The sequence below is a fragment of the Massilia violaceinigra genome (assembly GCF_002752675.1).
GTDB classification, from domain to species: Bacteria; Pseudomonadota; Gammaproteobacteria; order Burkholderiales; family Burkholderiaceae_D; genus Telluria_A; species Telluria_A violaceinigra.
In genome coordinates this window covers 1,435,672-1,446,691 of the sequence record NZ_CP024608.1, presented here as the reverse complement: position 1 = coordinate 1,446,691, position 11,020 = coordinate 1,435,672, and the positions used below count along the sequence as shown (strand labels likewise).

Annotated in this window: 8 protein-coding genes and 1 pseudogene; 5 read left to right on the top strand and 4 right to left on the bottom strand. The window is 60.1% G+C overall.

The annotated features are described in order from the left end of the window. Window positions 1–65: 65 nt before the first annotated feature. Window positions 66–665 (top strand): annotated as a pseudogene (locus CR152_RS06535) (ATP-binding protein); the annotation flags it as partial. 538 nt (window positions 666–1,203) lie between these two features. Here the strand turns inward: CR152_RS06535 and CR152_RS06530 are convergent. After that, window positions 1,204–3,279, bottom strand: a complete 2,076-nt coding sequence (locus tag CR152_RS06530; RefSeq protein ID WP_167399870.1) for a heparinase II/III domain-containing protein — start codon at window positions 3,277–3,279, stop codon at window positions 1,204–1,206. A gap of 700 nt (window positions 3,280–3,979) precedes the next feature. Here CR152_RS06530 and CR152_RS06520 point away from each other — a divergent pair. Then, window positions 3,980–4,138, top strand: a complete 159-nt coding sequence (locus tag CR152_RS06520) for a magnesium chelatase subunit ChlI family protein (RefSeq protein ID WP_229413300.1) — start codon at window positions 3,980–3,982, stop codon at window positions 4,136–4,138. Between the two features lie 22 nt (window positions 4,139–4,160). Here the strand turns inward: CR152_RS06520 and CR152_RS06515 are convergent, their stop codons facing one another. From CR152_RS06515 to CR152_RS06510, 3 genes are all read right to left on the bottom strand, one after another. Then, window positions 4,161–4,676, bottom strand: a complete 516-nt coding sequence (locus CR152_RS06515) for an SRPBCC family protein (protein WP_099874178.1) — start codon at window positions 4,674–4,676, stop codon at window positions 4,161–4,163. Beyond that, window positions 4,666–4,854, bottom strand: coding sequence for a hypothetical protein (locus tag CR152_RS32690; protein WP_157778348.1), 189 nt, complete (start codon window positions 4,852–4,854; stop codon window positions 4,666–4,668). The genes CR152_RS06515 and CR152_RS32690 overlap by 11 nt, the downstream gene beginning before the upstream one ends. 234 nt (window positions 4,855–5,088) lie before the next feature. Beyond that, the gene (locus CR152_RS06510; protein ID WP_099874177.1) at window positions 5,089–7,818 is read right to left on the bottom strand and encodes a TonB-dependent receptor; all 2,730 of its coding nucleotides are present in this window, start codon (window positions 7,816–7,818) and stop codon (window positions 5,089–5,091) included. A 783-nt stretch (window positions 7,819–8,601) separates the two neighbouring features. On the opposite strand from CR152_RS06510, the gene CR152_RS06505 reads away from it, so the two are divergent. From CR152_RS06505 to CR152_RS06495, 3 genes are all read left to right on the top strand, one after another. Continuing rightward, window positions 8,602–9,402 (top strand): metallophosphoesterase, encoded by an 801-nt coding sequence (locus tag CR152_RS06505; protein ID WP_099874176.1) that lies wholly within the window; start codon window positions 8,602–8,604, stop codon window positions 9,400–9,402. A 158-nt stretch (window positions 9,403–9,560) separates the two neighbouring features. Beyond that, complete coding sequence (locus CR152_RS06500; RefSeq protein ID WP_157778347.1) at window positions 9,561–10,424, top strand: class I SAM-dependent methyltransferase; 864 nt, start codon at window positions 9,561–9,563, stop codon at window positions 10,422–10,424. A 47-nt stretch (window positions 10,425–10,471) separates the two neighbouring features. Next, window positions 10,472–11,017 (top strand): hypothetical protein, encoded by a 546-nt coding sequence (locus CR152_RS06495; RefSeq protein ID WP_099874174.1) that lies wholly within the window; start codon window positions 10,472–10,474, stop codon window positions 11,015–11,017. Window positions 11,018–11,020: the final 3 nt, after the last annotated feature.

The following is an 11,020-nucleotide window of genomic DNA, read 5'->3' as shown; positions in this document are numbered from 1 at the left end:
ACTACAAGCGTTTGATTTTAAAAGAAATTTCTGACCGATCGAATATTATGCTAGCTATAATGGACGATGAGCTGCCGGAATTCGACCGGCGCGTGCTGGAAGTGCTGCGCCAGCCGATGGAATCGGGCCGGGTGACGATTTCGCGCGCGGCGCGCCAGTCCGATTTTCCGGCGCGCTTCCAGCTCATTGCCGCGATGAACCCCTGCCCGTGCGGCTTTCTCGGCCACCCGTCCGGCAAGTGCGATTGCACCAGCGACGCGGTGCTGCGCTACCAGGGCCGCATTTCCGGGCCGCTGCTCGACCGCATCGATATCCAGATCGAAGTGGCGGCGCTGCAGCCGGACACCCTGCTGGCCGATGCCGATGGGGAAGCGAGCAGCGTGATCGCCGCGCGCGTGGCGCTGGCCCACCAGCGCCAGCTTGCGCGCCAGGGCAAGCCCAACCAGGCGCTGATCACGGGGGAGGTTGAGCGCCATTGCCGCCTCGACCAATCCGGCGAACTATTGCTGCGCAAGGCCATGCTGCACCTGAACTGGTCGGCGCGCGTGTATCACCGGGTGCTGAAAGTGGCGCGCACCATTGCCGACCTGGGCGACGCGCCGGTCATTCTTGCCGAACACATTTCCGAGGCGATCCAGCTACGGCGCGGCTTGCGCGAGCCGTGATAGTGAACCCGCGCACGAATAAAGGCGGAGCAACCGCCGCCCGACCCCGCAGGGTGGACTGCAGCCGCTGCCGCTATGGCCCCATTGAGGACCTTCGTCGCCGGCTTCTACATGCTTGGATGGGAGTACTTCAGTACCGCCCTCATATCGATACTCAGAGCGCCTGCTTCGAAGCGATAAACAAGAGAAAGGGCGGCCTTTCAGCCGCCCTTTTTTGTTCACGAAACCCAGCAAGTCGCTAATGAAGCTTGAACCGGCATTCCGCTCCGTTGCGCCTCAAACCCAGATTCAGGACTTCGCTACGCGCTGGCTATGGACTTACAATCACGACCGGCCAAATATGGCACTGGGAGTCATTACGCTCAAACAGAAATTTGCTCTGGCAGCTTAACCTCTACTTGTAGCGCGCTCAAAAAATGGCGGGATTACCATGGGTAGTGACTCCCGCTGTGCAGAGCCTATGCCGATTTTGAGTTTTCCCATCGCGCATTGGTGCCCATACCAATAGGGCACACGACCAAGCCGGGGTTCGAGATGCTTACTTCACTTGCAGTACGCCAGCGTCGGTGAGCGATACATCGAAATTGCCAACATTAACGCTGGTGATCCCGCTGAAAAAGGCAACGTTGGCAATCGGCGTGGGAGAACAATCGAGCCGGATAACGGAGACGAACAGACCGTCAAGCGTGGGATTCGCGTAGGCGAACTTGTTCCAGAAGTGGGTCACTGGCGTCTTCGGAGGGAAGCTGCCCAGGCTGTCCGTGCCAAAGCTGTCCGTGCCACTTTTTTCCGAACGAATCAAAGGACTGCGCGACATTACCTTTACACACATGCTCGTGCCTGGCACCGTCTCGAACTTATACTCGTCGCCGACCGGTTTACCCGTAACCGGCGTGTGCAAATTGTATTCCCATTTCTTGTTTGCGTTTGCGCTCCGGAGCTGATCGAAAATCACGATCGTCGACGGACGCACAAAAATCATGGTCCGTTCGGCGCGCGACAAATTCGCTGTCCCGTAGGCGTTAAGCGCATTGCCCTTCACGATGTCATACTTGACGCCGCGCGGGGAAGTCGACAGACCGTTCGCATCAGGGTTAGGGTTGAAATAGCTAATCTCCCCCTTTTCCGAGCGGGTACCTTCCGAGCCGCCAACCAGCTCCTGGCCCTGGCCGTCATTGTAGGTAATCGCGTTGTGCGCCATCGTCTTCTTGTAGTAACCGCCCCAATGAGATTCCGTTGTGGATTCGTATCTGCCGCTGGTCATCGCCAGGACCTGACCCTTGTTATAGAGGAGGAAGCTGTTGTGATCGTGGTGGGCGTGATTCGACGAACCCATTGGGCCGCTACGGAAATATAGCGAGGCTCGGTTCACGTCATTAAAAGAAGTATGAAAAGCCGCCACGCCGACCGAGGAAAAATTCTTGCTCAGTATGTTCGTTGGCGAGGCGGGGCTCGCCGCGCTTTCCGGTGGACTAAACAAATAGCTCAAACGACCCTGGTCGCCCGCACCGTTGTTTTTCTTGAGATACCACTGGCTCAGCGTGGCGATCCCCGGATTGGCCGAACCGGTGTAGCGTGTCACGATTGGATAGGTAAGATACAGCGTCTCGCCACCGGCACGACGGTCCACTTCAGCTCCGTCGCCGAAAACGCCCGCTGGCGAATTAGGCGGAACGTTATATAGCAGAAAGTTCGGCAGATTTTTGACGTAAGGCTTTTCGTAGATCGGATAATCCAGCACGCGCGCAAACGTATCCCAAATGGCGACGGACTCGCTGGTATCGTACAGGAAGTAGGAGGAACCGTTCGAATAGCCGCCATCGGACAGGTAATCTGTCCCACCCCAGCTCGGCAAGCGGTTAATATACGCTTTCAATGCCCTGCGATGGTCTTCGGCGGACAGATCGACAAAGGCAGCGTCGCCCCGCACCAGCAGAAGCGCGGCCGACATTTTCCCCAGCGCATTAAAACCCAGTGCGTAATCCGGGTGGTTCTGCAGCGTCGTGAGCAACCCAGGTAATTTCGCCGCACATGCCTTCATCACGTCTTTAATGATGACCACGTCACCGGATGCAAGGTTCTGGCCTGCAAAATCGTAGGCTAGCGCAAACTGGCGCATGTATTCACGGCTAAAGTAAATGTCATCACTACATCCACGGGCGACAATTGCCGGCCCAAAAAGCTGAATCCGGCTGCGCAAATCCGCTAAAAGCGCTGCTTTGGTTGGATCAAGGTAAAACAGAAACGCTGCTTCAGCGATCGCCTCGAAATGCAGGCTCATCTTGTCTTTCTCGTGATTCCACAGGTCCATCGTCATATCCGACTTAAGCGCCGTCAAGCCGTCCGTCGAGATACGTGATGTGGGCCAGCGTGCAATACGGTCGGCGATCACCTTGACGGCGGGATCGCGCCCCCCCCTGGCCGCAGCGACAATACTTTCTCCCTGGGCGCCGCGCACGAAGCGTGGATGCGCCGGCGGCGACCGTTCGAAGCTAGACATCTGCAAGTCGATCAAAGCCAGTTCTTCCTGGTTATTGGTCGGCACGACAGCAAGTGCGGTCGATGACGCACAGGCCAAGGCGGTCAACAGATATAGCGATTTTTTTAACATCATATTTTTCATTTCATGAGGATTATAAGTAGAAGCAAAGCGATGGCCGCAACAGCACCATATCCGCATGCATGCATTTTCAGTTTGTGAGGGGAGCTTCGACGGCCCAAGGTTTCGAATATGAATGACATCGGGTCCAGGGTAGCTATACAGATCCCGTTTCAAGATTGCTGAATGTAAAATCATGTCGGCTCGTCATCGTAATCTAAAAATCAACTTTAGACCATGTCCGTCGTTGTGCGGTGCCGGCCGCAACTGCCCGCAATTAGCGTGCTATTTAATCCGTTTTCCCTTTTTTTCCCAACGAAGCCGGAACGCGAGCAGCGTCGGCATGAGTGAATAGTCAGAACGCCCTCTCTGTCTACACCGCTCTCAGGACTGCGGGTCGAAGCCGAAGACGCGTACCTCTGGTCACAACGACAGGCCTTCGCAATGCGCGCGGCCTACCGGACGGCTCCCTCGCGCGAGGGTAGTCCCAGCACGGCGAAGCCGCCATCAAGCGGTGGGGCCCATGGGTAGCCGCCCTCGGCGGCTGCACCGTCTGCCGCGACGGGAACGGGCGGCACGCCTTCGTCGATGCCACCTCCAAAGATGTAGACGCCGGCGACTTTCGCTTTTTCGATCACGGCGTGCGAGTCGCGAACCACCGCCTCCCACTCTTGAGAGCCCGCAGTAGCAGAGCCAGGCGCTGATCACGGGCGAAGTGGAGCGTCACTGCCGCCTCGACAAATCCGGCGAGCTGTTGCTGCGCAAGGCCATGCTGCACCTGAACTGGTCGGCGCGCGTGTATCACCGCGTGCTGAAAGTGGCGCGCACCATTTCCCAAGCAATACAGCTACGGCGCGGCTTGCGCGCACCCTGAGCGCGTGCTCTGGACGAAAGCCTTACTGCGCACCGGGCGAGCCAGCGCCGTGATAGCCGCGCTGCCACGCTTCCACCTCGCTGCCGTTCGTGGCCAGGAACGCACGCATGCGCTCGAAGCGCTTGACTGTCTGGCGGCGGAATACGTGGTGAACCACCGGTTCGATCAGCCAGCGCAACATGCGCGGACCGGCTTCGATGTTGTAGGTGTAGATCAGGACCGAGCCGCCGCCGGCAGCGGGCTCATGTTTCATCGAGGCTGCCCACTTGGAAAATGGAAATGACGTGCCGAGCATGCGCGCCGCCGCCAGGCGCGGGCGCTGGTAACTGACGAACTCGGTGCGCATCGACAGCGCGCGCAGCAGGCCGCCGCCGACATTCTCGCTGACCGCGCCGACATAGGGGCAAGGCGCGCCACCGTCGACCTCGGTGTGCGACACCAGGCTGTCCCAGCGCGCACGCCACCGATGGTAGTGAAAGACGTCGAACACGACCTCGCACGAGGCCGGCATGGGAAACGCGATGCGCTCATGCGCCATGCAGCGCCTCGCCGGTCCCACAGACCGTATTTGCCGCGATGACGTCGGCTGGGCCAACCTGCCGGACGAGCGGATTGACGAATGTCGCGCTGGATGGATGCAGGGTAGCGATAGATTCGCCTTGTGGATCCGTATTAGCCAAAGCGGATAAACTGTCCACCGTTTCCGGTTGATTCATATGTCTCCGCGACATTACTGATGATTACCGATTCACTTTGTTCGAGGGATTGTAACGTACGGGTTAGCCCTGACTGGCCATGCGAACGCGACGATGTTTAACTTGCTGTTCAGCCCATCCGGCATCGCGCGCACTGCGCGGACCTGCGGACGAAAAAAAACAGCCGGAGCAACCGCCGTCCGGCCCCGAAGAGTGGACGGCAGCCGATCCGGCTGCGGTACGACTAACTCACTATTAGAACGTGTAGCGTCCTGCCAGCGTGAAGTAACGGCCAACCGCGCCCGTCTGGTGCAGCGACGGGTTGTAGTTGACGCGGCCGTAGGTCTGCACGTCCAGCGGTGCTTTTTTGTTGAACAGGTTGCTGATCGACGCGGTCAGTTCGAAGTTCTTCGAGAATGCCCATTTGCCGAAGGTGTCCATGGTGGTGAACGAAGCGATGCGGCAGTTCAGCAGGGCCACGTCGTTTTCATCCACATCCAGGCACTCGCCGCCAACCTGGTTGGTGTTGCTGATGCTGCTGACGTAATTGACGTTGCCGGTCAGCTGGAACGGACCATTTTCCCAACCCAGGGTGAAGCGGACCTTGGTCTTCGGCGTGCCGCCGTTACCGGACAGGTTGATGTCGCCGTGGGTGCCAGCGAACTCCAGTACCGTGCCGTCGGCATTGGTACGGGTGAACTCTTTCATGTAGGTGACCGTCATGCCGGAATTGAGCTTGCCGCTTGAACCCAGGTTGATGCGGCCGCGCAGGTCGAGGTCGACGCCGCTGGTTTTGGTTTCACCGGCGTTCAGGTACGGCGCCTTGACCATCAGGATCTGGCCTGGCAGGTTCGGGAAGTTGGTGGTGGCTTCGCCGCGCACGATTTGCGCATCAGGGTAGCCGGCTGGGTTGTCGACGACAGCGCCAGGATCGGAACCGTTGATTTCGCCGGTACGCACGATCTGCCACAAATCCAGCGACAGGTTCACGTTCTTGATCGGCTCGAGCACCATGCCCAGGCTGTAGCTCTTCGACTCTTCCGGCTTGATGTTCTTGTTGCCGATGGTGATGGCGCCAACCGATTGGTTCGAGCAGTCCAGGGCCAGCTTGGTAACCGGGCAACGGATCGGATCGTTCGCAATGTTGGTGAACGCTGCCACTGCGCTGTCGCCGTTTTCTGCAGCGCTAGGCGCACGGAAGCCTTCCGCATAGGTACCGCGCAGGGCGAAGTTCGAGGTCGGGGTGAACTTGAAGCCCACTTTCGGGGTCGTCGAACGGCCGTAATCGGAGTAATCATCGGTACGCAGCGCAAACTGCAGTTCCACCGATTTCAGGACCGGCACCGCCAGCTCGGTGTACAGCGCGGTCACGTCGCGCGAACCCTTCGATGCCGAATAGCCGAGGCCAGCGATATCGTTGATGTCCGTGTACGGAGTCGACTGGCTATCAGTCTTTTCCTTGCGGTACTCAGCACCGACGGCGATGCCCATCTTGCCGCCCGGCAGTTCCATCAGCTCGCGCGACGCCTTGAAGTCGAACGAGGTGCTTTTCGTAATGCCCGAGTTGTTCAGGGTTGGCGACACCAGCGCCAGCACTTCCGGCGTGTTGATGACGCCCTTGCCGATGCGGAAGGTACCGTTGTTGAGCGCCTGGCGCAGCGCGCTGGTACGGTAGTAGCCGTTTTGCGTCTTGTCGGTCTTGCTTTCCGCGTACAGCACGCCGGTGTCGTAATCCCAGTCGGCGATATTACCCTTGACGCCGGCGAGCACGCGGGTGACCGTCGATTCCAGGTCCGAGGCGCGTGGACGCGATGCGTCGACCCAGCGTGGACGTGCGGCAACGCCGAGGAAGTTGTCCGGGTGGTTGGCCGGCATGACCAGCTGGTCCGGACCGGTGCTGGTGTTGTTGACGCGTGCATTGACCAGGTCGAAGCCGGCGCCGGTCAGGCCCGACGGCGAGGTGCGGGTAATCGCTTCCGACTTGAAGACGCCCACTTCGCTGTAGGCACGGGTGTTTTCGCCCAGCGCCAGCGTGCCGCGCACGAACAGGTTCAGGTTCTTGGTTTCTGGCTGGATGGTCGAAAATTGGACCGGATCCCACAAGCAACCACCGCCGGTGTTGTCATGCGCGGTACCGCCGGTCGGATCCTGGTTGATCGGATCGCAGCTGCCTGGCATGTTCTTGACACCGCCGGCAGGACCGCCGGCAGCGTTCAGTGGGCGCAGGGTACCGAGGAAGCTGCTGCCGCCCCCGTTGCCCGCCGTGGTATGGCCGTTGCGCTGGTCGCGGCCGCCCCACGGACGCGAATCCGCCTGGCCCAGCCATTTTTCGCGGCTGCTCTGCTTGATTTCTTTCTGGTGCTTGGCGTCGAGGGTCGCGAAGACGTTGAATTTATCCTTGTCCAGGTCGCCGAAGCCGATGGCGCCCGACATGCTGGTCACGGTGCCGTCGCGCTCGCCGGAAGTGCCGGCGCTGGCGGAAATGGTTTTACCAACATAGTTCTGGCGCAGGATCACGTTGACCACGCCGGCGATCGCGTCCGAACCGTAAATGGCCGAAGCGCCGTCTTTCAGGATGTCGATGCGATCGACCGCGTCGAGCGGGATCGAATTCAAGTCGACGAAGCTGCGCTGGCCGTCATCGCCAAAGCCGTACGGCGCGGTGCGGCGGCCGTTGATCAGCACCAGGGTCGAACTCACGCTCAGGCCGCGCAGGGACACGCCCGATGCGCTGCCGGCAAAGCCGTTGGTGAAGGAACCGCTGATACTGCCGTTGTTGTCGGCGGAAATGCTGCGCACGACTTCGGCAATCGAGGTTTTACCGGTTTGCTCGATGTCCTTGCGGCTGAGCGTCTGAACCACCGAAATGGTTTCCGCTTCGGCGCGCTTGATGCTCGAACCGGTGATTTCCACTTTCTGAATGCTGTCGCCTGCGGTCTGCGCATTTGCCATCTGCATGCTCAGGGCGATACCACCAATAAACATCAGCCGAATCGACCGCGACAATCTTGTCTCCACCATCATTGCAAAGCTCCTCATTTTGTAAGTATATGAACGCGTTTTGCTCTCGTGATGCAAAACGGTCATGGATTAATTATATTTGCAATCGTCTCTCGGACGCGTTCGTGTGATTTGTCGTGTTCAAATCATCGATTGCATATATAACCACCACGCCCGCTTTCCTGTCAATTATTCATGTTGTACATATATCTAGAAAACAACAAATGATGCCGCAACCCTGTGTGATTTTCCACCCGCCATGGATTAAGCGGCAATGAGAACACCCTCCTAGATCAGAAAAAGACCGAAATAGACCACATTTTGGCGTTTTTTGCAGGACGTTTCCATTATTGTCCATTGCGCAATTAAATTCGCCGCGCAGAGCCAATTTATTCATCGAGTGCCGTTTTAAGTAACTCTTAATTCACGCGGATTAGACGAAAGTAAATACGCCGGCGCTTGCGACTGAAAATGCGGCCGATCGCGGCGTATTTATCGGCGCTGTTTTCGGCTTGCCTGGGCGCCCCACCTTTGCAGCGCGCCGGGGTTCTCCGGGCAATCGCCGTTCGCCCCGCGGACGCCGAAAATCCCCGTTTTCTGCCAGCCCCGCGCGCATCGATAAGCGCCTGCCGGCGGCGCCAATCAAGGCCAGCGGCGGCAGGTTTGTGTACCTCGACGAGCGGTGTTTGGCTCTCCGGGGCTGTTCCCGGTTTCAGCCGGCCGCCCGATAGGCTAGTATGCATATCCCGCCTCCCGATCACGCCGTCCATGCGCCTGCTTATTCTTTCCGACCTGCACCACGAACTCTGGCGCGACGACGCGCCCCGCATCGACCCGGCGCTGAGCCGTCCCGATGTCGTCATCCTGGCCGGCGATATCGATACCGGAGCCAAGGCGGTAGCCTGGGCCGCGCGCAATTTCGCCGGCTTGCCGGTGCTGTACGTGCACGGTAACCACGAAGGCTACGGCCACAATCTCGACAGCGTGCAAGGCGAACTGCGCGAAGCCTGCATGGGGGCCGGCAATGTGCACTTCCTCTCGTGCGACGAAAAAATCATCGGCAATGTGCGCTTTCTGGGCGCCACCCTGTGGACCGATTTCCGCCTGTTCGGCGACGACGACCGCCAGGCGGCCATGCGCGAAGCCGAAGCGGTAATGAACGACTACAAGCGCATCCGCCTGGCCCAGAAAAACTACCGCCATCTGCGCGCCGCCGACACGGCCCAGTTCCACGCAGTCCAGACCGCCTGGCTGCGCGCCCGGCTGGCCGAGCCGTTCGCCGGCTCCACCGTGGTCGTCACCCACATGGCGCCATCGATGCAGTCGGTGGCGGACGACTACCGGCAGTCGCGCTTCTCGGCCGCCTACGCATCGCGCCTCGACGCACTGGTGAGCCAGGCCGACCTGTGGGTGCACGGCCACATGCACGATCCGGTCGACTACATGGTGGGCAAGTGCCGGGTGGTGTCGAATCCCTGCGGCTACAAAAACCGCGCCGGCGGCACCGAAAATGTTCACTTCGACCCGCAATTCATCGTCGAGATCGCAGATCGGGCACCCGCCCAGTAATGCCGGGAAGCATCGTGCGAAACCTGTTTGCAAAATTGCATGCGCGGAAGATTTCGTGATGGTAGTATGCATATCGGGCAGCAGCGTCACCTCCGCGCCGTCCACGTACCCGCCGCGCAATCCGATGGCGGCCAGCAAACCCTGTCGGGGGACCTACCTTGGTTCAAGCCACACCGTTGCGCATTTCTCCTTTACTGGCCGTACAAGGCCGCGAACACGACCTGGACTACGCGCCGGCACCCTGGGTGCTCAAGCAATGCGCTGAAACCGACATCATCTTCCTGGCCAATCCGCCCGCCTACGAAGAGCTGAGCGAAACTTACGCCTACGAAGTGACCTTCAGCAAGGAATCGGCCGCGCGCAAGCAGGCCGAACCGATCCGCTACGCCTTCAGCACCATGCTCAAGCGCTTCCGCGCCAAGGTCTTAAAGCGCAACAAGGTGCTGGGCATCCTGAACCAGCTGATCGCCGCCTCGCCCTCGGCGCGCATCAATGTGCTCGACGTCGGCTGCGGCTGGGGCGAACTGCTGCAAACCTTGATGACTTCCCTGCCGCCCGCCCTGCGCAGCCGCGTGGCGCCGCACGGGGTGGAAATTTCGCGCGCGCTGTCGACCCTGTCGGACGACAAGCTGCGGCCCCTCGGCGGGCGCTGCGTGCACGCCTCGGCCCAGGATGGCGTGCTGCGCTTCGACGAAGACTATTTCGACGTCATCGTCATGGCTTCCTACCTCGAACACGAAGCCAGTCCGCTCGAAGTGCTGGAAAACTGCCGCAAGCGCCTCAAGGCGGACGGCACCATCATCGTCAAGGTGCCCAATTTCGCCTGCTACAACCGGATGATCCGCGGCCCGCGCTGGAGCGGCTTTCGCTGGCCCGACCACGTGAACTACTTCACGCCCAAGACCTTGCGCGCCATCGCCGCGCGCGCCGGCCTCGACGTGGTGCGCATGAGCGCGCTCGACACCACGCCGTTCAGCGACAATATGTACGCGCTGCTGCGCACCAGCAAACCGGCGCCGTAGGGAGGAAGCTGGCCCGCATTCCTGTCAACTCCTGCTAACATTCAGGCATGCGAACCTCCCACCTCAAACCCCTTCTGCTCTCCCTGCTCGCGAGCCTGTCCCTGGCCGCGTGCAGTCCCCAATACAACTGGCGCGATTACAGCAGCCAGGACGCGCCGTTCCGCGTGATGTTCCCCGACAAACCGGCCACCCATGCGCGCGAGGTCGACCTCGACGGCATGAAGGTCAAGATGACCATGACGGCGGCCCAGGTCGACGGCACCATGTTCGCCGTCGGCAGCGGCGTGGCGCCCGACGCCGACAAGGCCGAAGCGGCGGTGGCGGCCATGAAGACGGCGCTGGTGCGCAATATCGGCGCCACCATCAAGAGCGAAAAAGGCGGCAAGTCCTCGGCCGCCGCCGGCAGCGCCACGGCGCGCGGCAGCGCCATCGACATCGACGCCAGCGGCGTGCAGAAAGGCGTGCCGATGCGCCTGGTGGGCCATTTCGAAGCGCGCGACAAGCGCTTCTACCAGGTCATCGTGATGGGCAAGGAAAAGGACATTTCGCAGGAACAGGTCGATATGTTCATGTCGTCGTTCAAGCTGCAGTAAGCG